Annotated in this window: 1 protein-coding gene; it reads right to left on the bottom strand. The window is 45.8% G+C overall.

Annotated features, from left to right (window positions below; all coding sequences use genetic code 11):
• Positions 1 to 341: response regulator transcription factor (locus IQR33_RS33630; RefSeq protein ID WP_228014011.1), on the bottom strand; the 341-nt coding region annotated here is incomplete at its 3' end.
• Between the last annotated feature and the right edge of the window lie 201 nt (positions 342 to 542).

Raw genomic sequence — 542 nt, forward strand, 5'->3', positions numbered from 1 at the left:
ATCATGCGCGCTTCAAGAATATCCAGATCGAAAGGCTTGGTCAGATAGTCGTCCGCACCGTGTTGGAAGCCTTTTAGCATATCGTCACGGCTATCGAGTGCTGTCAGCATAAGCACTGGTGTGTTGTTGCCCGCATCTCGAAGTTTATTGCACATGGTCAGGCCATCCATGCGTGGCAGCATGAGGTCGAGCAAGATGATGTCGAAGGTGTTTTCCATCGCTAGTTTCAGGCCGAGTTCGCCGTTGTCTGCATAATCGAGTTCCGTACCTGCACACTCAAAATAATCGAACAGCATGCCTGCGATTTCTCGATTATCTTCGACTAAAAGTACGCGTTTCATGTATTTCTCTCCAAGTGGGCAGGTGTTCGAAAATAAGACTTCGTCTTAACCGAACATTATTCACTAAGGACGTGAAAAAGATGTCAATAACATCTCTTTCACGTTGATGTTTGTAGACTGGATTCATTCATCGGATTTAGTGGAAGAGTAGCATGTCAACCTTCAACATTCACGCTGCAACCTTTTCAAAGGTGAGCCAAC

Source organism: Vibrio sp. OPT46 (assembly GCF_015163535.1).
GTDB classification, from domain to species: domain Bacteria; phylum Pseudomonadota; class Gammaproteobacteria; order Enterobacterales; family Vibrionaceae; genus Vibrio; species Vibrio alginolyticus.